Source organism: Streptomyces yerevanensis (assembly GCF_000716805.1).
Taxonomy (GTDB): Bacteria; Actinomycetota; Actinomycetes; order Streptomycetales; family Streptomycetaceae; genus Streptomyces; species Streptomyces flaveus.
The window spans coordinates 97,359-120,435 of sequence record NZ_JNWJ01000030.1; the positions used below are offsets into that span (position 1 = coordinate 97,359).

Below are 23,077 nucleotides of genomic sequence, written 5' to 3' on the forward strand. Positions count from 1 at the left end.
GCGGTCGGCGCTGTCTCCGGCTCCGGGAACGCACATCGGCCGAGCTCACGCATCGCGCGGGTCCGCCGCTCGACTGCTTCAGCGATGTCCGGGGCCGCCAGGCAGGGCCGCTTGCCTGTGGGTGGGGAGGGCACGGTGGCGGCCATCGCGGGCCGGGGCCTGCGGGGTGACATCGTTCGGAGTGGGCGCAGCCAGAGAACCGGGCGCGAGGATTCGTAGCACCAGACGACTGTGCGGACATTCGGCAGAACGTCGGTCAGCTGGGAGTTGCGATTCTCGTTGGCCCCGAAGGGCGACTGCCAGGATGCGCTCTGGCGCGCTCGCGCCAGCGGCGTCCGCGTTGTGATCCTCGGTCCACCTCCACTCGCGCGGAGAGCACATCGGCGACAAGGCCAAGCGTTTCTCGGCGTGCGGTCCACCTCCGCTCGCGCGGAGAGCACTCGGCCGCGCTCAGGCTCCGCAGGTACCCGTCCGGTCCACCTCCGCTCGCGCGGAGAGCACAGCATCGCGACGGTCGGCGCCGCGAGCTTGCGTCGTGCCTGGCCGGGAGTGCGATGGGTGCCTGGACGGGTCATGAGGTGTTCCTGGCGGGGGCGATGCTGAGGAGGCCGCAGCCGTATGCCTTGCCGCGGCCGATGCCTTCGGTGATCTTCTGGCGGAGGAGGTCGGAGTCGGTGACGGTGGCGGAGCCGTCGAAGCGGGTGCGGGCGTGGCGGATGCGTTGCGGAGTGCCTGAGGCGGGCGTGCGGGTGGCGTGGGCGGTGTCGAGGGGATGGGAGTGGAGGGTGAGGGGTTTCAGGCCAGCGGTGTCGGCTTGGCGGGTCCACCATTCGTCGGCGTGGGCGCCGGTGAGGGGGATGACGGCGGGGAGGTTGTACAGGGCGCGGGTCGTGGCGCCGGGTTTGCGGACAGGGCTGGCCGCGCAGCGGTAGCGGATGGTCAGGCCGGGTTTGAGAGCGTCGAGGAGGGCGTCCAGGGGTCGGCTGTGCGTGGTGCCGTAGCCCTGGGGAAGTCGGGTGAGGTCGGGCTGATGGGTGCTTTGCAGGAGGATGTGCGGTCCGGCGGGGGTGTCATCGATGCGGAACAGGACGCCGAACTGAGCGCGGGGATCGGGTCCGGCGTCGGCGGGATACAGCGCCATCAGACGGCGGTGCAGGTTCATGGCTGTGGCGTTGCCGGTGAGGTCGCGGCGGGCCTCTGGGGAGCGGGGGTCGGGGATGACACGGGTCAGCCAGATACTCAACGAGGGCTCCCTTCAGGCTGGTCGAGGTGTTCGTTCAGGTAGGCGGTGAGGGTGCGGAGGTGCTCGGCGCCCAGGCCGGTGTGCTGGGCCGCGGGCAGGGGCAGAGTGCGCCGGTACAGAGGGCGGGCGCGGTAGGCGCGGCGGCGTGAGTGGAAGGTGAGGGGCTGATCGTTGACTTCGCCGGCCGGGTGGGCGCCGGTCCCGGTGTCCGGCTTGGTGTCCGTTGCGGGTGCGCGCAGGTGGTCGAGGGGACGGTCGGAGAGGAACTCGATCCCGCTCGCATCGCGTTCGGGTGGGGGGGCGGCGATGGGCACGTGGATGAGGTGGTGCAGTACGTCGTCGAAGTGACCCAGGAGGAGCGGGCCTTCGGCTGGGCAGGAGCGGCGGCCCAGGTAGGGCGGCCAGTGCGGGGCAGCGAGGGCGGCTGCAGCCCGGTCGAGCACCGTGGTGTCGTCGCCTGCGGTGAGGGCGAGAGTGAAGACGGCGTCGGCCAGGTAGCTGCGGTGGGTCAGCAGGGTGCCGGTGTCGCCGCTGCGTTTCTTCCCCTCGGCGGTCGTGACGGTGGCTTTTGCCGGCAGGCCCCCGCCCACGGTGTGCAGGTCACGCAGGACGATGCCGGGACGGTCTGCCCGCACGGTGATCGACAGACGGGTGAGGTCGTCGAGGTTCTCACCACGGTGGCGTCCCAGGGCGGCGGCGAGCAGACCGATGACGCCGGAACGGGTGGGGAAGCGGGCGGTGTCGCGTTCGTTGAAGTGGCTGCGCTCGCCCCAGGACTGTAGCGGTCCGGCGAGGCGCAGCAGGAGTCCCGGCTCGGCGGTGGCGCTCACGCGGCGGCCTCGGTGGTGCCGGTGAGGGCGGCGTCCAGGGTGGTGGTGATCAGGTCGTCGAAGGAGTCACGGCGCTCGCCGAGCCCGGTGAGGTTCTTGGTTTCCAGGCCTGCCCAGCCGCAGGTGAGGAGGCCGCGGGTGCCCAGCAAGGTGTTGGCGGCCTGGGCGTAGGCGGACAGCTGGCTGCGGGAGACGTCGGCGAAGCCGCCCTGCGGGCTTGCCTGGACGGGCCTTTCGAAGGCGGCCGCATACGACAGGGGCCGGTCGGCGCGGACACAGATGTGGACGAGGTCGGGGATGGTGTGCGGGGCGGTGGAGTTCTTCTTGGCCTGGGGCAGTGAGTGATGAAGGAGGCCAGGAAGGCAGCCGCCAGGTCGCGGGCGGCAGTGGGCTCGTCACCGATGTTGGCGATCAGGTCGCGCAGGTCGAGGGTGGCGTAGCGGTAGAAGGTGCCGGCACTGAACTCGGCGTGCCCCATGTGGCCGCTGCCGGTGGCGTCGTCCCACAGAGCGGTGACGTCGTCGACGGCGGAGAAGTAGTCGAGTTCGACGTCGGTCTCGTGGGTGGTCAAGGCGTGGGCGACCTGGACGGCGCCGTCCACGCCCGCGTCGTCGATCTCGGCGAGCATCCGCCCGAAGAGGTTGATGACGCCGGGACCATCCCCGCGGGTGCAGGGAGCGGGGGCCCGGCATCCCCTCGTTGCCGGACCGAGCATCGCACGGCTGAGGCCCGGCCCGGACTTTTTGTACGAAGGATATGAACGACAGCTCGAACACTGGGCTGCAGGCCCGATGACGTGGGACTTCGGCGGACGAACACTGTCTGGCACGAGCAGGAAGTCCCCCGCTGGGGGCAACCGGACGGGACCCGGCAACGAAGGCAGGAGTGACATGGAAGAGAAGAGCAACGACTCGGGGCGCCCCATCACCAATTTGTGGGGGGAGGGTGAGGAGCCGCAGAACCGGTTCCTGGACGGCCCCTTCGCCCCGGTCGCGCAGGAGGTGACCGCCCATCAGCTGGAGGTGATCGGCAAGATCCCCGAGGAGCTCAACGGCCGCTACGTATGGTGCGGGCCCAACGCCAGCCCGTTCGACCCGGAGGACCCGCGCACGTACAACTGGTTCACGGGCAGCGGGATGCTGTCGGGAGTGCGGCTGCGGGAGAGCCGGGCGGAGTGGTACCGCAACCGGTTCGTCCGTGACGAGCTGACCACGCCGCACCTGGGCGTGCCGCGGCTGCCGGGGCCCGAGCCGCTGTCGCGCCGCGAGCCGTACCGCGACATGACGGGGCCGCGCTTCGTCGAGGCCAACGTGGTCAACACGCACGTGTGGGCGGTGGGGGGCAGGACGTACGCGTTCTCTGAGGCCGGTGCGCTGCCCGTGGAGGTCAGCTACGAGCTGGAGTCGGTCGCGCGGTGCGACTTCGGCGGCACGCTGAACGGCTCATGGACGGGGCATCCGCACCGCGATCCCGACAGCGGTGAGCTGCACGGCTTCTCCTACTTCTGGCAGTGGGACCACGTCAGCTACCAGGTCCTCGGCACCGACGGGAAGATCAACAAGACGGTCGACATCCCGGTGGAGGGCCGGCCGCAGGTTCATGACATGGCGATCACCGCCAAGTACGCGATCTTCTTGGACGGTGCGCTCGAGTTCAACGAGCGGATTCACCGCGAGGGCCACGACTTCCCCTGGGTGTGGGATCTGGGGAAGTCGGTCCGGTGGGGGCTGGTGCCCCGCGACGGTGGAACGGCCGACGTGAAGTGGTGCGCACTCGACCAGCAGACCCATGTGTTCCACATCCTCAATGCCTTCGACCTGCCCGACAGCAAGGTCGCGGTCGACGCATGCAGCTCCCCGAAGGTGTTCGTGGACGACCTGAGCGGTCCCACCGAATCCCGCTCACGGCTGGACCGGTACATCCTCGACCCGGTGACCGGCACCAGCAAGATCGAGACCATGAGCGACATCGGGCTGGAGATGCCGCGGCTGGATGACCGGATGACGGGCAAGCAGCACCGCTACGGCTACTTCAACCGCCTCGAGGGCGCCGGCGCGATCGCCAAGCTGGACGTGCAGAAGCAGAGCACGGAGTTTTACGAGTACGGCGACGGCAAGGCCGGGGTGGAGAGCGTGTTCGTGCCCCGCACCGCGGACTCGGCCGAGGACGACGGCTGGGTGTTGGGGTACGCCATCGATGTGCCGACGCAGACCACCGAGGTGCTGATCCTGCCCGCTGAGGACCTCGCGTCCGGCCCCGTCGCCCGGATCAAGGTTCCGCACCGGCCCCAATTCGGCTTCCACTCCAACTGGATCGCCGATGAAGAACTCGAGCAGGCGAATGCCTGACGACTCGAGCGGTCAAGGGCCCGACGAAAGGAACCACTGATCATGACCACGCTCCCGGCAGAGGTGCTCGCGCAGATCCGTGCTGCCGGCCGTGGCTTCTCGCCGGAACTCTTCCAGGCGCTGACTGACCTGCTCGCGCCGCTGCACGAAGAGCGCAGCTACCTGGCCCCGCGAGTGGAGCGGGATCTGTCCTACGGCTCGGACCCCCGCCACCTCCTGGACGTCCACACCCCCGGCAGCCCGGCCGCGGAAGGCGCCCCGGTGCTGCTGTTCGTGCACGGCGGCGGCCACGTCTCCGGCGACAAGTCCGATCCGAAGACGCCGTGGTACGACCACATCGGCGGCTGGGCGGTACGCCACGGCATGGTCGGGGTTAACATGTCGTACCGGCTGGCGCCCCAGCACCAGTGGCCGTCCGGTGCCGAGGACATCGCGGCCACCGTGGCCTGGATCCGCAAGAACATCGCGGAGTACGGAGGAGACCCGGACCGGATCGTGCTGATGGGCCAGTCGGCCGGCGCCACGAATGCGGCGTCGTACTTGGCCGGTGACGGCGGAGCCGGCGCGGAGGACCTGGCCGGTGCGGTCCTGCTCTCGGGGATCTACGATCCGCCGACCGCGGAGCGCAGCTTCCCGCTCACCGTCTACTACGGCGAGGACGCCTCCAAGTACGCCGAGCGGTCGGCCGTCCCCGGGCTCGTGCGCTCGCAGGTCTCGATGCTGGTGGGCGTCGCCGAGCTGGACATTCCCGACTTCCACAGCCAGGCCGTCGGCCTGCTGGACGCGATGCTCGCCGCGCACGGCGTCATCCCGCCCTTCGTGACGGTCCTGGGCCACACCCATCTGTCGGAGATCCTGGTGCTCGGACTCGACGACGAGTCCTTCGGTGACGATCTGGCGCGTTTCGTGCACAGCGTCACCGCAGTGGGGGCGCGCGACGCGCCCCGCTGAGCCAACTGCTTCATCCGGGCCCGGCCGGTCCGGTGACGCGAGGTCACCTTCGCGGCGCCGGACCGGTCGGGCCTCTTTCGCGTCCCCGGAGACCGCGACAACCGTTCGGCCTTGTTTTTGGCCTGGTGCGGAACAGGGCCATCACAGCGTTCCGATCCGCTCCATGAGAGCCAGGGCGGCATGGATCTCCAGTGGCCGTTCCTCAAGCCTTCCGCCGAGCAGGCGTTCGATGTTCTTCAGACGGTATACGACGGTGTTGCGGTGGACGTGCAAGGCGGCGGCAGTGCTGAGCAGGTTCTGGCCCGTTCTCAGGTACTCGAGGGCGGTGGCGCGCAGGTCGGCGGTCTTCGGATCCTCTGCGGCGAGGTCGCGCAGTTCTTCGTCCACGAACCACCGTGCCCGCTCCGGGTCCGCGCTGAGGAGCGCGGCGAGTCCGACGTCGTGGTACGTCGTCAGCGCCCGGTCACCCGCGGTCTTCGCCACCCGGTGCGCGTCGAGCGCGGCGAGGTGGCTGCGCCGGAAGCCTGCCGCTCCGGATGCCGGTACCCCCGCCGCGATGTGCACCAGTCGCTGGGCGCAGACGGATGACAGGGCGTCGGTGCAGTCGTCGGGGAACGGTGTGGGCCTGCTGATCCAGCACCACATCGGAGCGGAGTCAGGAAGGAAGGTCAGCGGCGGGCCGGCGCCGAGGGAGTCCGCCACGGCGGCGGCCGTCCTGCCCATGTTGCTGTGGACGTCCAGTGCCGGTCCGCTGCTGTCGACCGGGGACAGGACCAGGGCCAGGTGATGGTGGTCGAGGTCTACGCCGAGGACGTCGAGGGCGTGTTCGCTCGCGACGGGCTGACCCGACACGAGGGCGGAGATCATCCGCTGCCGGTTCGACAGTTCCTGCGCCCTGATCCGCTCGCGCTCCGCCAGGTACTCACTGAGCATCACGTCGAGGGTCTCGTCGAAGAACGCCGCGATGGACGGGATCAGGAACCGCATGAGGGCTGGGCGCTCATGCTCAGGCTCGTACGTGTTCAGATGCTCGATCACCTGGTCGGTGATGTCGCGCCGCGTCGTCTGCAACCCCAGGAGGAAGTGGCTGTAAGGCTGCCCGTCGTGCACCAACCGGTGCACGAATGCCACGTGCTCGGGAACGAGTCCCAGCTGAGCAGTGTCACCGTCCAGCCTGCGGAGCAGCCCCACCATGCGCTGCTCGACCACGCCCGGCAGGACCGCGGCCATCGTGCTCGCCACATCGGGGGACATCGTGGACAGGGTCTTCTCGAGGAGGTGACGGCTCACCCCCGCCGCCCACGCCGCCGCCGACTCCGGAAGTGCCCCCTCTGCCTCGGCCGCAGCACCTTCGGTTGGAAGGTCGCTCTCCTCGCCGACCAGGCTGCGGATGAATCGATGCACACTGTCCGGCGTCATGGGCGGAAATTGTACTTGTGATACAAAAATACCGTCCATATTCCGGGCGAATGGCCTCATGCCTTCGTATCGGCGGACGACGGACTGATTCGAGCGCCGGTCCCTGGCGGGAAGTCTTCACCCTTGAGAAGTGCCCTGGTGCGCCCCCTGGCGCAGGTATGAGCCCGCGCGCTTCGCTCCTCTCTCATCCGAACTTGTTCAAAGCGTGCTTTTGTTGCTGTGCCCCTGGATCGGTTCAAGCCCCCAAGCGGCCGCTCGGGCGGCTGCTGCGGCGCGATTGGGAAGGTCCAGTTTGGCGAAGATGTGCTCGACGTGCGTGGCGACCGTGCGCACTGCGATCGACAGGTTGCCGGCGATCTCGCGGTTCGTGCGACCGCGGGTCAGTTCGGCCATGACCTGGAGTTCACGGAGAGACAGTCCGCCGGGACGAGCGCATGGCCGACAAAGGGCTTGGGTCGCGGTGCCGGACCGTGTCAGACGCACTTCGAGCAGTTGCTGCCCGTGGATCACGAGGATCGTCGTCGGCAACGGCCGAGACCGTGCCATGGTGCGGATGAGATCGCTCAGCAAGACCCCGTCGGCCCCAGGACGCCATAGCAGCCCGCCGTTGACGGACACGCACGGCGCACCTGGGGAATCGGGAACGGTCATGGCCCAGACGCCGTCGCCCGGTTCGGACGGCTGGTCGCCCGTGTCACTTGGTCGCAGGCCATCGACCACGGCGGCCAGGGAGTCGGTGAGCATGGTCACCACGGGGCGGACCGGTAGGGGCGCTGTCACGTTGGCTGACCGGGTGGGACGATCTCCGGGTTGATCATGCTGGAGGGGTGGTTCGTGGAGAGTGCGTCGCCGTCGTACAAGGGGCACCGGTACCCGGTTGAGGTCATCTCCCATTGTGTGTGGCTGTACTTCCGCTTCCCGCTCAGCTTCCGCGAGGTCGAGGAGCTCATGCTCGAGCGCGGGATCGTCGTCTCCTACGAGACGGTGCGCCGCTGGTGTGTGAAGTTCGGGCAGGCCTACGCCAGCGCGCTGCGGCGCAGGCAGCCCCGGCCTGGTGACCAGTGGCACCTGGACGAGGTCTTCATCAAGATCAACGGGGAACGGAAGTACCTGTGGCGGGCGGTCGACCAGGACGGCATGGTGCTGGACATCCTCGTGCAGGACCGGCGGGACAAGGCTGCGGCCAGGCGCTTCTTTCGCCGCCTGCTGAAGAAGACGGGTGCGGTGCCGCGGGTGGTCGTCACCGACAGGCTCCGCTCCTACGGCGCGGCCCACCGCGAGGTCATGCCCTCCGTCGGGCACCGGCAGTCGAGGTACCTGAACAACCGGGCCGAGAACAGCCATCAGCCCACCCGGCAGCGCGAACGGGCGATGAAAGGCTTCCGCTCCGTGGGCGCAGCACAGCGGTCCTGTCCGCGTTCAGTGGCATCTCGCCCCACTTCCGCCCCCCGCCGTCATCTGATCCCCGCATCCGGCCATCGAGCCGAGACGGCCGTCCGCTTCGCGATCTGGGAGCAGATCACCGGCATTGCCGGCCAGCCCACCGCGCCGTGAACACACAACCGGAACCCGACTCCACCACGCCCCGGCACACCGTCAGACAACCCCGCACCCAACAACGTGACAACGCCCGGTCGTGGACGGTCGAAGTACACGTCAGCTGACCCGAAGACCGACCGCCAGCGTCAGTTCAAGGACCCGGTGTGGCGATGCGAGATCCGGAAACAGCTCCCGCAGCTGCGACATCCGGTACCGGACTGTCTGGGGATGGACGAACAACGCCGCCGCCACCTCGTCCCGCCTGCCCTGGTGCAGCAGCCACGCCCGCAACGTCTCCTCCAGCCGCCGTGCGGTCGCGACAGGCAAGGTCCGCAACGGTGCGAGGGCTCGGGCACGCAGGTCTGCGAACGCGTCCACGTCGGCGCTCAGCACCAGCTCGGGCAGGTGGTCCTCGGTGTCGCGAATATCAGAGGAGAGGGAGCGCGCGCGTACGGCTCGTGCGTACGAGGCGGACGCACGAGTCCATGGCCGGGCCGGGCCGACCACGGCGGTGCGGTCGGTCAGCTGCCGCAAGAGATGTGCTCGGTCGGCATCGGGAACGAGCAGCACACCGGTGGCATCCGGCAGATCGTCGAGGACGAGGGTGCTCGGGTCGAGCGCGCGGTAGGCAGGCCGGGCCTGGGCGGCGGGCAGCAGGACCGCGGTCAGCGAAACCGGAGGCTGCCACCCGGCCCGTTGAACAGAGGCCAGCAGCACGTCCGGGCTCGCGTCGGCGAGGAGGTCGCGGGCCAGGTGTTCCAGGTGGCGCTCGTGGGCCCTGCCCCGGGCGGCCAGTTCGTCGGCGTGGCCCGCGGCGCTCGCGGCGGAGAGCTCGTCGATGTAGGCGAAGGTCAGCTCGGCGAACTTGGCGACATCGGCGGCGGGCAGACCTGCGGGTACGGCACCCGCTGCCAGGCATCGCCAGGCCACGCGGGCGCCGACGCGGTAGGCGCTGAGCAGGGCGTCCATCGAACGGCCGTCGCGCACCTCGCCGCGGCCCAGCTCGTAGGCTGCGTCACCGGCGTCGCCGCCTGTGGCGTTCCCGCTCGCGAGGTCCAGGTAGTGCCCCAGGGCGGTGCGGACGGCTCGGCGGATGGTGGCGCCCATGCGGCCCGAAAGGGCGTTGGCGTAGGGAGGGACCTCGTCGATGATCGCCTGGACGACCTCGTCGGCGGTGGTCTTCAGCGCGGCCCGAAGTGCGGTGACCGTCGTCTCATCCAGGGCCAGTTCGCTGGCCCTCCGGATTGCATGGCTCACGTTTTGTTCCCTGCGAACAATTCAGCCGACCAGATTTACGTCCTGCGGTCAGGACTTTACGCCTTGAGGCACAGCAAGCTGGAGTCATGACGAGTACAGCCCTCCGCAGCAGGGCGTGGAAACTGCTGGAGATGGTCACGACGCCGCTGCTGCCGTCGGACTACCTCGACCTGGTCAGCCCGCTGCGTGCGGGCGCTGACCTGCGTGGGCGCATCGAGGCCGTGCACCCCGAGACGGGTGACGCCGCGACGATCGTGATCAGGCCGGGACGGGGCTGGCGCGGCCACACAGCCGGTCAGTACGTGCGGATCGGGGTCGACGTCGACGGGGTGCGCCTGTGGCGTGCCTACTCCATCACCTCGCCGACAAACCGCCAGGACGGCCGCGTCACGATCACCGTGAAGGCGATCCCGGACGGCAAGGTCAGCAACCACCTGGTCCGCAGGGCGAAACCGGGCACGCTGATCCAGCTCGACCAGCCGACCGGTGACTTCGTGCTGCCGCAGGCCAAGCCCGCCAAGGTGCTCTACCTGACGGCCGGCAGCGGCATCACGCCCGTGATGGGCATGCTGCGCGACATCGAGTTCGACGACGTCGTCATGGTCCACTGCGCGCCACAGCCGCAAGACGTGATCTTCCGCAACGAACTGCACGACCTGGTCGCGGACAAGAAGCTGCGGCTCACCGAGGTGCACACCGACACGGACGGCATGCTCGACATCGCCCGTCTCGACGAACTCGTGCCCGACTGGGCCGAGCGCGAGACCTGGGCCTGCGGGCCCGCGGGCCTGCTCGACGCCGTCGAAGAGCACTGGAGCGAGCACGGCGTCCAAGAGCGCCTGCACACCGAACGCTTCCGCCCGAGCATCGTCGTCGCAAGCGACGGCGGCGGTGAGGTCACGTTCAGCGCCACCGGCAAGACCGTCGACGCGGACGGTGCCACGCCGTTGCTGGACATCGGCGAGGAGGCCGGCGTGCTCATGCCCTCCGGGTGCCGCATGGGCATCTGCTTCGGCTGCGTCACGCCACTCAAGGCGGGCGCCGTCCGCGACCTGCGCACCGGCGAGATCACCGAGGCCGAGCCGGGCGTCCTCATCCAGACCTGCGTGTCCGCCGCGGCGGGCCCCTGTGACATCGAACGGTAGGAGCACCTTGACCGCCATCGACCCCACCGCCCACCTGACCGCGGAGCAGATCGAGGAGCTCGGCCGCGAGCTGGACGCGATCCGCGACGAGGTGATCGCCGACCGCGGCGAGAAAGACGCCGCCTACATCCGCAAGGTCATCTCGGCGCAGCGCAAGCTCGAGCTGGTCAGCAGGGGCGTGCTGCTGTTCTCGATCTTCCCGCCCGCGTGGCTGCTCGGCACCGCCGGGCTGTCCGTGGCGAAGATCATGGACAACATGGAGATCGGCCACAACATCCTGCACGGCCAGTGGGACTGGATGCGGGACCCGAAGATCCACTCCACCACCTGGGAGTGGGACCACGTCTCGCCGTCCGAGCAGTGGAAGCACTCGCACAACGAACTGCACCACACGTACACCAACGTGATCGGCAAGGACAACGACCTCGGCTACGGCATCATGCGCGTCGACGAGGACCAGAAATGGCACCCCTTCCACCTCGGCCAGCCGCTGTGGAACTTCCTCAACGCCTGCTTCTTCGAGTACGGCATCGCGGCGTACGACCTGGAGCTCGGCAAGAACCTGAACAAGCGCCGCCGCAAGAACCCGGAGTTCCGCGCGCGGGCCAAGGCCGTGGGCCGCAAGATCCGCAAGCAGGTTCTCAAGGACTACGTGATCCACCCGCTGCTGTCGGGCCCGTCGTTCCTCCCCACGCTCGCCGCCACGTTCACCGCGAACCTGGTCCGCAACGTCTGGACCCACTCGGTGATCATGTGCGGGCACTTCCCCGAGGGCGTACAGGTCTTCGAGCGCCACTCGATCAAGGGCGAGACGCGCGGCCAGTGGTACCTGCGCCAGATGATGGGCTCGGCGAACATCAGCGGCAGCAAGGCCCTGCACTTCATGACCGGCAACCTGTCGCACCAGATCGAGCACCACCTGTTCCCGGACCTGCCGAGCAACCGGTACGCCGAGGTCGCGGTGAAGGTGCGCGCGCTGTTCGAGAAGTACGAGCTGGAGTACGTCACCGGCCCGCTGCCCAAGCAGGTGTTCTCCGCGTGGCACAAGGTCTTCCGGCTCTCGCTGCCGAACAAGAAGCCCAAGGTCAAAACGCCGGACCGCGAGCAGGAGCTCGTCGCCGCCTGATTCCCGGTATTGGTTCAGAACTCTCGGCCGTACCGGCGGCACCGCCGGGTTCGGTGAGATCCGTTACGGACAGTGGGCGACCGCGACGTCAGACCGTACGACACAGGATCCGGGGCAGCCAGTGTCCGGCTGCGCTGCTACCTGGACGTGCGCCAGGAGCTCAGCACACAGCCCCCGGCGAGGTGTCGTAGTGCGCTGACCTGCCATGGTCGGGCCGGTAGTCGGGTGCGTATGCGCACTCGGTTTGCCGACGGGCGGGCTGGGTGGAAGGTATGGACTGTGACGCGGACACTGCCGGAACCGATGCTCGCCGCCCCTGTGTCCGACCCTGCGCTGCTGCCGGGGTGGGCGGATGAGCCGAAATTATGGATGGGGTTTCGTTCTGTCCGTTGTCCACTGCGGGCATGGCTCAGGGCCCTCCGGCGTGAAGGGCCCTGGACCAGTGGTGACGTTGGTTGGGTGAGCAATAGTCCCCGAGTTCCGCGTTCGTCCCCCAGCTCCTGGCACCACTGAGAGTGCCAGGACCTGGACCTGGTACCTCGTCCGGGTGAGCGAAGCCCGTTCTGACCCAACCTCGCCCGTAGTGCGCAACCCTCATCCCTGTCGGGATTCCTTCAGTCTGGGTGAAGTCGTGGAGGCGTGGGTTGGCTCTGGCCGTAGTACGCGATCTGCGTGAGTACCGGGCGCCGGCGGGCGAGGAGGAGCTCGCCGCGTTCGAGACCGATGTGCTGGCGGGGTTCGTTCTAGCCAGGGCTTCGGCCGGTCTGGTCGACGGCACGATTCGCAGCGACACCAACCACCTGGAGCTGATCCGGGACTGGTTCGGCCGTCAGCTGTGGGAGATGGAGCCCTCCGACGCCGACGTCTATTTCGGCAAGGTGCTGCGCGACGCCAAACCCTCGACCCGGACCGGTCGGGCGGGTGCGCTGGCGGTGTTCTTCCAGTTCCTTGAGCTGCGGCACAAGGTCGAGCTGCACAACCTCACCGGCCGCGTGGTCGAGTGCCCGTTGGACGAGATGAACCGGCCGCGGGCCTCGGTGGAACCGCAGCTGCGGATCCCGCCCAGTGAAGCGGAGATCGAGGCGCTGTTCGCCGGGTGGCGTGAGGAGCTGGTGACCTGCCGCAAATTCGGCCCGGCCGCCCGCAATTACGCGGTGGCCCGGCTGGCGGCGGACGTGGGGCTGCGGATCAACGAGGCACGGATGCTCGACCTGGACGACGTCCGGTGGGAGCTGGGCAGCTTCGGCAAGCTCAACGTCTGACACGGCAAAGGTGCCCGCAGACGCGGGCCGAAGCCGCGGCTGGTGCCGCTGATCAACGGTGCCGACCGGAACCTGCGGTGGTTCATCGAGGACGTATGGGGCCACTTCGACGCCGACCACACCCGGCCGGGCGCCCCGCTGTTCCCCTCCGAGCGCAAGAACCAGGACGGTTCCTGCTCGCGGGCGACCGCCGACGTCTTCCGCCGGTCGCTGGCTGATGCCGCCGCCCAGCACCTGCCGACCTGGGCCGGGAAGCTCACCCCGCACGTGCTCCGGCACTTCTGCGCCTCCCAGCTCTATCTCGCCGGCATGACCTTGTTCGCCATCCAGGAACTACTCGGACATGCCTGGACCGGTACCACGGCCCGGTATATCCACGTCCACGGCACCCATGTCGAAGACGCCTGGGTCGCCGGACAACAGCGCGCAACCGGGCGATGGAAGGGACTGGCCCAGTGAAGTGGAACCTTCGTCTGGCGGCCGCCAACCGCGGCATCTGGAAGGCCAGCGAACTCCAGCGGATGCTCGCCGAGCGTGGCGTCGTGATCAGCGCGGGGAAGATGTCGGGGCTGTGGTCCGGTCAGCCGAACACCGTCAAGCTCGATGAGCTCGACGTCATCTGCGCGGTGCTCGGCTGCGGCGTCGAGGAACTGCTGCTGTCCGAGCCGGAGCGGGTGCCGGAGCCGACGTTGGCGACCGACTCGCAGGCCACTGCGGTGGGCCAGCCGCGCGCCGTCGCCCCACGTCCTCACACAGGCAGGTCTCTGCCCCCTCGATGAACTACGTGCACTGCGGCAAGCTGCTGCCCGAGGGCTCCCGGCGGGACCGGGCGTACTGCGACAACAAGTGCCGGGGCTTGGCCTCCTACTACCGACGCAAGGCGGGCGTCCCACCCCCGCCACGCTGGCAGCACCCCGCCTTGACCTCGGACAACCTCGCGCTCCGGTCGGCCTCGGCCCACGCCGAACAACTCGGCGAGGCCAACGGATGGTCGCCGTCGCTCGTGCGGTGCGCGATGGACGGCCTGACGGCGGTGCTGGAGCACCACCCGCCCGGCAAGCCCGTGAAGCTCACCGAAATCCGCACGCGAATACCTCGACACGCTTCCAGTTTTCGGGTCGCCGAAGTCCTCGCCGACCTGGACCTTCTGGAAGATGACAGCGCCTCGTCGATCCGCTCCTGGATCGACGACCGCACCGGCGAACTGCCCGCCGGATTCGCCGGCGACGTCCGCGCCTGGCTGCTGGTCCTCCTCGACGGTGACAGGCGCGCCAAACCCCGGTCCCGCACCTGTCTCTACGTCTACTTCGGCTGTGTCCGCCCCCTGTTGGAGAACTGGGCGACGACCCGTGATCACCTGCGCGAAATCACCGCCGCCGACGTCACGGTCGCGCTGTCACCCCTGCGTGGATGGCAGCGTCGCAACGCCATCGCGGCACTGCGCTCATTGTTCCGCTTCGCCAAGAAGCGCGGCCTGATCTTCGCCAACCCCACCACCCGGCTCAGGACGGAGGACATCCCACGCAGCCTGCTGCCGATGACCGACGACGAAGTGCTCGCCGTCCAGCGGATCGCCGTCACCCCGGCGCAACGGCTGATCGTCGCCCTGGCTGCCGTCCACGCGGCCCGCGCTACGGCCATCCGTCGCCTCACCTTGGACGACCTCGACCTGCCCAACCGCAGGATCACCATCGCCGGACATGGCCAACGGCTCGGCGAACTGCCCCACCAGACCCTGCTGGCCTGGCTCGACCAGCGCCGGGCCACCTGGCCAAAGACCCCCAACCGGCACGTCCTGATCAACGCGAAGACAGCCCTGGGAACCGGGCCCGTCAGCCCCGAATACCTTAAACGGCACCTGCTGCACCAGGGCGTTTACCTCGAACGCATCCGCGGCGACCGGGTACTTCACGAGGCACTGACCGCCGGCACCGACCCACTGCATCTCGCCCTGGTCTTCAACCTGTCCCACACCGCCGCGAGCCGCTACGCGGCCATCGCCCAAAACCTGCTCGACGACCAGATCGAGCAGACCGCCGAGATGCGGTCGGAAGGGAGAGCGGGCGCTCTTGACGGCTGCCCGTGAAGGGATCCCCGGCCGAACGGTGCTGGCGGAGCAGACAGAAAAGACCGGCACGGCTTCTGTCGAGGAGCTGCCGTTAAACCAGTGGCGCCCCGTGGACGCGCCTCATAGCTTGTGCGCTCGTGACTGATGATCCGCAGATGCGCCCGAATCGACAGGACCTCGGCCGAGTGTTCAACGAAGTGCCCGAGCTCTACGACCGGGTCCGGCCGGGATACCCTGACGAGCTGTTCGCGGACCTTGTCACCATCACCGGCATGGACGAAAGGTCGTCGGTGCTGGAGGTGGGCTGCGGTACCGGCCAGGCGACGCGCTCGCTGGCAACGCTCGGGTGCTCAGTGACCGCCATCGAGCCGGGCGCGGACATGGCCGCACTCGCTCGCCAGCGGATCGCCACCTTCGGCAACGTCGAAGTCGAGACGTCGATGTTTGAGGAGTGGGACGACCGCGGTCGACGCTTCGATGTCCTTGTGGCTGCGTCGTCGTGGCACTGGGTCGACCCCTCGATCGGCTGGCAGCGGGCGCACGACGTGCTCCATCCCGCAGGCTGGATGGCACTGCTCGGCAACGTCGTTGTCCGCCGAGTGGGAGAGCCGGAGGTGTACGCCGAGACCGCCGATCTCCACGAGCGGTTCTGCCCCGGGAACCCCGAATGGGGTCATCCTTCCCTGGAGGACGACGTGCGCACCACCGACGAGGGCTGGGGCCTGGTCGACGACCCCGGAGGATTGTTCGGCCCAACGATCGTGTGCTGGTACCCGACCGTTCAGTGGTTCAACGGGGACGGCTTTGCCGATCACCTTCGCTCGTTGTCGCTGTACCGGAGGCTCGACCGCGACGTCCGTGAGCCCCTGCTCGACGCAATCGCCGAGCGCATCCGCACGCGGATGGGCGACCGAGCATCCCGCCGTTACCTGAGCGTCCTCCGCGTCGGACAGCGCGCCGAGCGAGCCCAGTGGTGAAGGACCTGCCGATTCAGCGGCAACGGACCCACCGCACTTCCATGCCTGCCTGCCAAAGACGCCGTGGGTTCCCAGTGAAAGCACCTCAGTCACGCTGAACTCACGGCCGACGAGCCGTTAACGAGCGGCGAATCAGGTGCCAAGTAACTCGTGAACCGCCTCCGAGGTCGCCGCCGCAAAATTTCAGCTGGACGGCGAAGCCCAGCCTGGTGGCGCCGCCTTTGTTCCGTAACCAGCCCGCCTCGTCGCAGGGCAGGGTGAAGTAGTCCACCACCCCGTCCAGATCCCCGCCCCACCGACAGCCCCTTTCGTCACCCCCGTTCCCAGCGTTCGGGCCGGACGGTATGGGCGCCGGTGTACAGCGGGGACGGATATCGGCGAAGGACTGATTCCCCTACGGAAGGCGGACCTGGTGGATGGGCCGCCGCCGGAAAACTGTCATAGGCGTCAGCTGTGGCCGAAGGCCGCTGCGGTGGCCACGCACGAGAGCGATGTGCTCGCCGAGGTCACCGAACGCAGGCTGCTGACCAGGAACCTGCGGACCCTCAACGCCCTGACGGACCCGACGGTCTTCGAGCCGGTGATCGCCGGTGTGACCGCGGGCTCAAAGGGGCGGGCACAGTGTCGCCGGTCGGGCGCCTGTCCATGTGTGAGTGGGGCTGCCGCATGGACAGGCGTGACCGTGGGCCTCAAGCCGCTTCGAGGAAGGGGTAGTCGGTGTAGCCCTCGGCGCCCACCCCGTAGAACAGTTCCGGCCGCGGCTCGTTCTCCGGGTGGCCACCCTGCCAGCGCTCGACCAGGTCAGGGTTGGCGATGAGGGCCCGGCCCACGACCACGGCGTCGGCGTGGTCGGCCTCGATCTGCTGGAGCGCCTGCTCGCGGGTGGTCTGCCCCCCGAAGGGGCCGTTGTTGACGAGCAGCTTGCCGTCGAAGTGCCGCCGCAGCTCCTGGACCAGCTCGCCGCCCGGCTCGGTGTGCAGGACGGAGAGGTAGGCCAGGCCCAGCGAGCGCAGTTGGTCCACCAGGGTGCCGTAGGTGGCCAGGACGTCGTCCCGGTCGGTCTCGAAGACGTCCCCGAGGTCGACCTCCGGCGAGATCCGCAGCCCGACCCGCTCGGCACCGACGGCCTGGGCGACCGCCGTGACGACCTCGACGACGAAGCGGGCGCGGTTCTGCGGCGAGCCGCCGTACTCGTCGGTGCGCTGGTTGGCCACCGGGGAGAGGAACTCCTGGAGCAGGTAGCCGTTGGCGCCGTGGATCTCCACGCCGTCCGCTCCCGCCTCGATGGCCCGGCGGGCCGCGGCGACGAAGTCCTCCAGGGCTGCCCGGATCTCTGCGGTGGTCATCGCTTCCGGTACGGGGAAGGGCTGCTCGCCCTTCTCGGTGAACGTCTTATTGTCGATGGCGATCGCGCTGGGGGCGAGGATTTCGAGATGCCGAGCACGGCGGCACACAGGATGGCCTCGAAGCGGTCGTGCACGCCGAGCACCCGCAGCCTGCGGTCCTGGACGTGGAGACTCGAGTTGGACAGCACGGCGTGTCGGTGGCTGGCGGCGAGGGCGGGCAGGACGTCGGGAAAGAGGGCCCAGGCGGCCTCGTAGTGCGCCATGTAACGCCGGAACCACGCGTCGGCCTCGGGGTCGCTCAGCTCCTGGCCCAGGAAGACCCGCACCCGGTCCCGGCGCTGCCCCTCGAAGGACACCTCGCCCGCTGCGAACCGCGCCCACTGCGCGTCGGTGACCTCCCGCCACCGCGCGAGGGCCTGCTCGACGCTGTCGTAGCCGTCGAGCAGGCCCTCGGCCGCGAGATGTCCGAGCATGCCGGCGCGGTCCGCCGCGGTGTAGTCGAAGAGGGTGTCGTCGACTCCCAGACCACTGCGCGAATGCTCATGGTGCGACGGTAACCCGGTCCCCGGGGCCGCGTCCGTGGAACGTCTCAGTCGTGCGCGCCCCACCAGACGAACCGCTCCGGCTCGATGCCGTGGCTGCTCACCACGCTGTAGTAGTCGGCGTAGACGGCGTCGCCGTTTCCGGAAGTGCGCAGGAAAGTGTCGTCGGCACTCTGGAGCCGGTTTCCGTCGCCGGTCCAGAACTGCTCCACGTCGCGGCCGCAGGGGCTCGTCCAGACGGGGTTCGCCAACGCCGAACTGTTGAACGCCGTGCTGAGGCAGTCGCCATTGGCATTGCTGACCAGCCGGCGCCACGTGTGCCCGCCGAGAGAGTAGGAGGTCGCACCCCAGTGCCAGGTCCGCGTACTGAGAGAGTCGTTGCAGGTGGCCGACCAGACGTTGCTGGTTGTGGTCGAGGAGGCGAGGCAGTTGCCCTCGTAGTCGTTCATGTACGACCAGTTGGTGGCAGCGGACGCGGGCGTCAGGGTGCCGGCGGCAGCGAGCACCAGAGAGGCGAGGCCGACGGGGACGACCAGCCGCAGAGAAGCTCTTCGGGATGTCATGGCTACGAGCGCCAGGCGGGCGTGGGCACCGAGAGTGGATCATTCATGAACATGCCATGCCGGTTGGGTGGCCAAAGGGCGACGGCCGTGCCGACCGCCGCCCCTCTCACTCGGTTACGCCGTCAGCTTCGCCAGTGCCGCGTCGATCCGCCAGGGTCTTCTCCTTGTCCGGCCGCAACGTCGACGACGACCAGGCCCGGCTCACTCACGTGCGCCTCGTTGATGGGGTCCATGTACGGCACTACGCCTGGCCTGCCGAGCGGGTTCCGCAGCGGCGGTGTCTTCACCCGACCGAGTGCAGGCGGTCAGGGGCTGTCGCCGACCCAGTCCCAGCGGGTCGGGTCGCCGGGGCGCGGGTCGTACAGCGCCCGGCCCCTGGGCCCGAACTGCCCGAGCTCCGTGAGGAGGGAGACACCGTCGTCGATCTCCTCCGGCCTCCAGCCGGTGATGTCGAGCAGCAATCCGTCCAGCGGCCCGCCCACCAGTTCGGCGTAGCGCCGTCCCGGCTTCGGGCCTGGGTGGTCGTGGTCGGCTCCGTAGATCCGGCCGCGCAGCAGCTGCTCATCGTCGCTGTCCATACGGGTCAGCCTCGCAGCCGCCACCGACAACGGGGGCTTGCCCAAGGGGTGCTTGGGCAAGTCCTCGCGCTGCCGGGGTGGCTTGCCCGGGTCAGGTGCGCCAGCGTCCGAGCCAGCCGCCATCCTTCGGGGCCTGCGCTGCCTCCGCCTCCTGGCGCTCCTGCTCCTGGCGCTCGCGTTCGGCCTGTTCCTCCTGCCGCTCCGCTTCTAGCGCCCGGGCCTTGCAGCCGTCGCACAGGTGCGGGTGGCTGTCCCCGCGGCCCCAGTCGACCCTGATGCTGGCCTTCCACCGGTCGTCGGTGAACTTCTGCCCGCAGTCCTCGCACACGGGGCGCCGGGCCTCACGTTCGGCTGCCTCCTGCGCTTGGCGGCGCCGCGCATCTTCGGCACGGCGCGCGAGGGCAGCGTCGCGGCGGGGGTTGCCGATCGCGTCCCAGAGGTTCTGGTCGTCCTCGCGGCCGAAGCGCCGGAACGCGGGCCCGGCCGGGCCGTGCTCGCGCAGCCGCTCCAGCGTGGTCGCCACGATCGGCATCTTCCCGTCATAGGAGTGGAAGCCACCCCAGCTGTTCCAGTCGCCCTGCCAGTGCTCGCGGGTGAGTTCGGCGACCCGCTCCATCTGCTGCGGCGCGGACCGCTTGCCAGTCTGGTTGAAGACGAGCAGGACCGGCGGGTGCGACGCGTCGCCCCACCGGGGATCGGGCGCGGACCAGCGGGTGCGCCACATCGGCTTCTCCTCGCCGTCGGTGTCCTTCACCGTGCGGTGGAAGTGGCGCATGTACTTGTCGAACTTGGCCGCGATGACCGGGGCTTCCTCGGTGCAGTTGTCGGCCTCGATGAACAACAGCGGCAGCCCAGCCTCCGGGGCGGTGAGGACGATGTCGGCCCACGCGCTGCCGATGCCGGGGTTCTTCCAGGTGCCGGTCGACGGGAGGGCGACTTCGGTGGCGTAGGAGGTGATGGTGCCGATCCCGTCGGGTGCGTCGACCCAGGCCTGGGCGGCAGCGATGGCTTCGGCCGGCTCACCGGCCACCAGGTGAAGGTCGGGCTTCGGGCGGATCATCGCGATGACCGTCTCGTTGACCGTCATCGCGTGCGAGGCACCCGAGCGGCCCGCGCTCTTGGGCATGCCGCCCATCTCCTCCGGCCCCCGGTCCAGCTCGATCGCGGCGGCGGCCAGCCCGTCCTTGGTGAGCAGGCGCACCTCCTCCCCGCCTCGGGTGCGGCCGCCGTCGACGGACAGGCCGTGCCGTCGCAGATCGTTGAGCGCGCCGCGATGGGAGGCGGTGCGCGCCTCCTTCCGCTCGGCCGCCGTCTCCTTGAGGGTGTGCCGGTAGGTCAGGTGCGGTGAGGACAGCCGCTGGATCTGATCCGCCGTCGCGGCCTTGAGCACCCCGAGCGCGCGCAGCACATCGGCGCGCAGGCCGGTCGACGATCCCGCCTCGTTCGTCTTGCGCTTGCCCGCCATCAGATGTGCCCTCCCGTGCGTCGCGACCGGCCACCGGCCGGGCGCCGGCCCCCGGCCGCGGAGGGCACCCGGCACGCCCTGAACCCGATGATCGCCTCCACCACTGACACCCCACCCCCACCTATTTCCCGGGGCTTGGTCAGTGAGAGGAGGAGAGAAGAGGGTTGTGACGGTGCGCCAAAGCCCCGAAAAGCCCCGATGGTCTGGGGAAATGCGGTCAGCGCTCGTGCCGGGCACGGAAGTGGGTACGGCAGTGGGATCGCAAGCGCCGACGGCAGGAGAATGCGGCGGCCTGCCCGGCCGACCAGCCCTCCCGGCGCCGGGCGCGCGGCTCGCCGGTCGGCGACGCGGTCAGGGTACGGCGGGCGCCTGCGGTCGGTCATCATCGCGGGTCTCTCCCCTGTGCGTTGGCGTCCTCCACCGGCCCTGTGACGGCCGGTGGCGTGCCCGCGCGAGGGAGAGCCGCCCAGATGGCTCGGTGGCCGCTGCATGCCCCTCCTGCGGGCGCGTGGCGGCCATCGTGAACACCCACCCCTTGTCCGCGACCTGTTGGCCGCCGGTAGCGAGGCTGGTCTAGGAGAAATGCCGGGCCGCGGCGGGCTGCGCCAACTTGGACAAGGGGTGCGTGGTCGGCCCGACCATGACTCGACAAGGGGTCATGGTCGGGCCGACCAGGCTGGACAAGAGGGCCCGCTTCAACCCATGAAGCCCCAGTTCGCCCCGGTTTGGGGACAGGGGGAAGTCTCCGGACTTTATCCACAGGGGCACGGCGTGAGCATCAGGTCAGTCGCCGTGATCGGCACGGCGGCCAGCCTGTTGAGGAGATCCGAATGCCGCACCTGGAGCAGCCCCGCACGCCGCTGACCCCGGAAGAGGTGGAGCTCGCCTTCGAATACCTCCTGGCGATGCAGGACCACAGCGAGCACGCCCTTGCCACCGTCATCGATCGAACGAACGCCGTTCCGGCACCGACCGTCCTCCTGCTGCGGCTGGCTGAGGACATCATCCTCCCCGTCGCAGACCTGGCGCCCGATGCCGATCCGTGCGCGGACTCCTTCGCCCTGGACGAGGTCGGGTGCGTCCTGCTGGCCGCGCTGGAGGAGTGGACGCGTGTGCGTCCCCAGCTCGATCTGGGACATCGCCAACACCATCATCCGGTTCACCGAGAACGTCCTCCGGCAGGAAGGCGAGGACACCGTCGATACCCTGAAGACGATGCGCACCAAGCACCTGGAGCGGGCCCGCGCGGCGTACCCCTCGGGCAGTGCGCACCAATAGCGCGCCGCGGTGCGCACCTAGTGCGTATCGCGCGGCGGGCGCGCATCGGTGCGGCGCGTTTTCCCTGGACCAGGTTCGTGGATGCTGTTGGTTAATTTGGAGCCCGCGCGACGTCGGTCTCCAAGGCCCGGTTGTGGTCTTGGAGACCGACGTTGCTGTAGAGGAAGGATGTCGATGCGGCCGGTGGCGCTGGGGGAGGTCATATTCTGCCGCACGATCGGGTGGTGACGCTGGATCATGACTGGGTGATGGTGGAGCCGGACGTCACCATGCTGGCGCACCTGGTGCCGGCCGAGCACCGCTCGGTCGTGCTGTCGGACGGCCGGATGACCGGCGTTGCGGGACGAGAATGCGCGGCGGGCGGAGCGGCAGACGGGCTCAGAGCCTAGTCCAAAGAGCAGTGGCCGGACGCCGGGTAGCCCAGCATGTGAAGCGCCCTCGCCCTGGATCTCTAGGGGGCGCCGTGATTGTTCAGTTGCTTGCGCGTTGGATGCGCCGTTGCTGTTCATCAGCGAGTGCTGCGCGTATTCCGTGTGCATGGGTACCGGCAGGGTTGATCTTTTCGGCGAGTTTGCAAAATTCCTTGAGCGGTGGATGGTCTTCGAGGTTCGGCACGTGTTCTTTGATCTTTGTGCGGATGTCGATCCAGTGGGATGCCCATTCGTTGACGTGTCCCCTGATCATGTTGTCGAGGTAGTCGACGGCGGGGCCGGTCCCGTTGAGGCGGCGTTGGCCGACGAGCGATTCGCGGCCGGCATGGATGCGTTCGAACTGCCAGAGGAGAGCGAAGTAGTCGTCGATGATCCGTCTCGTGTCTTCGGCGGTGCGAGTCTCGGCTAGACGGTAGAACGTGAGCGAGCTGCGGAGCGTCGCGGTGTCCTTGGACGTGAGCTCTGTGTAGAGGCTACGGGCGAGTTCGTAGGCCGCGCGGACACTGTTGCCTCGTGCTGCGTGCAGGGCGACTACTGCGGCTCCCAGGGCGATGGCGGCGGAAACGAGGGCGGCCACGGATTCGGACTTCATGCCGCGCATCCTGGCCCGCAGCTAGGGCGTTTCTGATGGCTCTTGGACGATGTCTCGGAGCCAGATGACGACGGCCGTGACGGTCAGGGTGCCGTTGAAGATGTAGTCGCGTTTGTC

At 68.9% G+C, this 23,077-nt stretch carries 23 protein-coding genes and 2 pseudogenes; 12 read left to right on the top strand and 13 right to left on the bottom strand.

Going from position 1 to position 23,077, the window contains the following annotated elements; all coding sequences use genetic code 11:
- Positions 1–571: 571 nt before the first annotated feature.
- The 3 genes and pseudogenes from cas6e to OP79_RS49880 form a co-directional block, all read right to left on the bottom strand.
- On the bottom strand, positions 572–1,243 hold the full coding sequence (gene cas6e, locus OP79_RS28815) for a type I-E CRISPR-associated protein Cas6/Cse3/CasE (RefSeq protein WP_033324251.1): 672 nt from the start codon (positions 1,241–1,243) through the stop codon (positions 572–574).
- Entirely contained in the window at positions 1,240–2,073 is an 834-nt protein-coding gene (cas5e, locus tag OP79_RS28820) for a type I-E CRISPR-associated protein Cas5/CasD (protein ID WP_033324253.1), read from the bottom strand. Before cas5e ends, cas6e begins: the two co-directional genes overlap by 4 nt.
- Positions 2,070–2,998, bottom strand: a pseudogene (locus OP79_RS49880) (type I-E CRISPR-associated protein Cas7/Cse4/CasC). The gene cas5e and the pseudogene OP79_RS49880 overlap by 4 nt, the downstream one beginning before the upstream one ends.
- On the opposite strand from OP79_RS49880, the gene OP79_RS28830 reads away from it, so the two are divergent.
- Complete coding sequence (locus OP79_RS28830; RefSeq protein ID WP_051744993.1) at positions 2,964–4,421, top strand: carotenoid oxygenase family protein; 1,458 nt, start codon at positions 2,964–2,966, stop codon at positions 4,419–4,421. The pseudogene OP79_RS49880 and the gene OP79_RS28830 overlap by 35 nt on opposite strands.
- 42 nt (positions 4,422–4,463) lie before the next feature.
- A complete protein-coding gene (locus OP79_RS28835) occupies positions 4,464–5,372 on the top strand; it encodes an alpha/beta hydrolase (RefSeq protein WP_051744994.1) in 909 nt (302 codons plus the stop codon).
- A gap of 141 nt (positions 5,373–5,513) precedes the next feature.
- On the opposite strand, the gene OP79_RS28840 is transcribed toward OP79_RS28835, so the two are convergent.
- On the bottom strand, positions 5,514–6,791 hold the full coding sequence (locus tag OP79_RS28840) for a PucR family transcriptional regulator (RefSeq protein ID WP_033324254.1): 1,278 nt from the start codon (positions 6,789–6,791) through the stop codon (positions 5,514–5,516).
- 198 nt (positions 6,792–6,989) lie between these two features.
- Positions 6,990–7,535, bottom strand: coding sequence for a helix-turn-helix transcriptional regulator (locus OP79_RS57230; RefSeq protein WP_078492068.1), 546 nt, complete (start codon positions 7,533–7,535; stop codon positions 6,990–6,992).
- Positions 7,536–7,607: 72 nt separating this feature from the next.
- On the opposite strand from OP79_RS57230, the gene OP79_RS49885 reads away from it, so the two are divergent.
- Positions 7,608–8,345, top strand: coding sequence for an IS6 family transposase (locus OP79_RS49885; protein WP_106972499.1), 738 nt, complete (start codon positions 7,608–7,610; stop codon positions 8,343–8,345).
- Positions 8,346–8,447: 102 nt separating this feature from the next.
- On the opposite strand, the gene OP79_RS28855 is transcribed toward OP79_RS49885, so the two are convergent.
- A complete protein-coding gene (locus OP79_RS28855) occupies positions 8,448–9,587 on the bottom strand; it encodes a PucR family transcriptional regulator (protein ID WP_033324257.1) in 1,140 nt (379 codons plus the stop codon).
- An 86-nt stretch (positions 9,588–9,673) separates the two neighbouring features.
- Between OP79_RS28855 and OP79_RS28860 the strand changes: the two genes are divergently transcribed.
- The 7 genes from OP79_RS28860 (at position 9,674) to OP79_RS28885 (ending at position 16,165) form a co-directional block, all read left to right on the top strand.
- A complete protein-coding gene (locus OP79_RS28860) occupies positions 9,674–10,732 on the top strand; it encodes a ferredoxin reductase (RefSeq protein WP_033324258.1) in 1,059 nt (352 codons plus the stop codon).
- Between the two features lie 7 nt (positions 10,733–10,739).
- Positions 10,740–11,858 carry a fatty acid desaturase family protein gene (locus OP79_RS28865; protein WP_033324259.1) on the top strand — a complete coding sequence of 373 codons (1,119 nt, stop codon included), beginning with the start codon at positions 10,740–10,742 and terminating at the stop codon, positions 11,856–11,858.
- 644 nt (positions 11,859–12,502) lie between these two features.
- Positions 12,503–13,120, top strand: a complete 618-nt coding sequence (locus OP79_RS57235; RefSeq protein ID WP_245685476.1) for a site-specific integrase — start codon at positions 12,503–12,505, stop codon at positions 13,118–13,120.
- Positions 13,121–13,162: 42 nt separating this feature from the next.
- Positions 13,163–13,579, top strand: coding sequence for a tyrosine-type recombinase/integrase (locus OP79_RS57240; RefSeq protein ID WP_245685477.1), 417 nt, complete (start codon positions 13,163–13,165; stop codon positions 13,577–13,579).
- On the top strand, positions 13,576–13,899 hold the full coding sequence (locus OP79_RS28875; RefSeq protein ID WP_033324260.1) for a helix-turn-helix domain-containing protein: 324 nt from the start codon (positions 13,576–13,578) through the stop codon (positions 13,897–13,899). Before OP79_RS57240 ends, OP79_RS28875 begins: the two co-directional genes overlap by 4 nt.
- The gene (locus OP79_RS28880; protein ID WP_211270881.1) at positions 13,896–15,206 is read left to right on the top strand and encodes a site-specific integrase; all 1,311 of its coding nucleotides are present in this window, start codon (positions 13,896–13,898) and stop codon (positions 15,204–15,206) included. Before OP79_RS28875 ends, OP79_RS28880 begins: the two co-directional genes overlap by 4 nt.
- 137 nt (positions 15,207–15,343) lie before the next feature.
- Positions 15,344–16,165, top strand: coding sequence for a class I SAM-dependent methyltransferase (locus tag OP79_RS28885; protein WP_051744996.1), 822 nt, complete (start codon positions 15,344–15,346; stop codon positions 16,163–16,165).
- Positions 16,166–16,854: 689 nt separating this feature from the next.
- Here the strand turns inward: OP79_RS28885 and OP79_RS28890 are convergent.
- The 6 genes and pseudogenes from OP79_RS28890 to OP79_RS28910 all read right to left on the bottom strand — a co-directional run bounded on the left by OP79_RS28890 (position 16,855) and on the right by OP79_RS28910 (position 20,659).
- Positions 16,855–17,511 (bottom strand): oxidoreductase, encoded by a 657-nt coding sequence (locus OP79_RS28890; RefSeq protein ID WP_245685478.1) that lies wholly within the window; start codon positions 17,509–17,511, stop codon positions 16,855–16,857.
- A 65-nt stretch (positions 17,512–17,576) separates the two neighbouring features.
- Positions 17,577–18,055 (bottom strand): annotated as a pseudogene (locus OP79_RS28895) (HAD family hydrolase); the annotation flags it as partial.
- Positions 18,056–18,100: 45 nt separating this feature from the next.
- Entirely contained in the window at positions 18,101–18,616 is a 516-nt protein-coding gene (locus OP79_RS28900; RefSeq protein ID WP_033324262.1) for a hypothetical protein, read from the bottom strand.
- A gap of 122 nt (positions 18,617–18,738) precedes the next feature.
- Positions 18,739–18,849: a DUF6207 family protein gene (locus OP79_RS57245; RefSeq protein WP_245685484.1), complete on the bottom strand. Its 111-nt coding sequence runs from the start codon at positions 18,847–18,849 to the stop codon at positions 18,739–18,741.
- Between the two features lie 72 nt (positions 18,850–18,921).
- Positions 18,922–19,194, bottom strand: a complete 273-nt coding sequence (locus OP79_RS28905) for a hypothetical protein (protein WP_033324263.1) — start codon at positions 19,192–19,194, stop codon at positions 18,922–18,924.
- Between the two features lie 91 nt (positions 19,195–19,285).
- Positions 19,286–20,659, bottom strand: coding sequence for a replication-relaxation family protein (locus OP79_RS28910; protein ID WP_078492065.1), 1,374 nt, complete (start codon positions 20,657–20,659; stop codon positions 19,286–19,288).
- A 1,110-nt stretch (positions 20,660–21,769) separates the two neighbouring features.
- On the opposite strand from OP79_RS28910, the gene OP79_RS55425 reads away from it, so the two are divergent.
- Both OP79_RS55425 and OP79_RS52240 read left to right on the top strand, forming a co-directional pair.
- The gene (locus OP79_RS55425; RefSeq protein ID WP_157857378.1) at positions 21,770–21,937 is read left to right on the top strand and encodes a hypothetical protein; all 168 of its coding nucleotides are present in this window, start codon (positions 21,770–21,772) and stop codon (positions 21,935–21,937) included.
- Positions 21,938–22,161: 224 nt separating this feature from the next.
- A complete protein-coding gene (locus OP79_RS52240) occupies positions 22,162–22,326 on the top strand; it encodes a hypothetical protein (protein WP_245685479.1) in 165 nt (54 codons plus the stop codon).
- An 82-nt stretch (positions 22,327–22,408) separates the two neighbouring features.
- Here the strand turns inward: OP79_RS52240 and OP79_RS28920 are convergent, their stop codons facing one another.
- Positions 22,409–22,960, bottom strand: coding sequence for a hypothetical protein (locus tag OP79_RS28920; RefSeq protein ID WP_033324265.1), 552 nt, complete (start codon positions 22,958–22,960; stop codon positions 22,409–22,411).
- Positions 22,961–23,077: the final 117 nt, after the last annotated feature.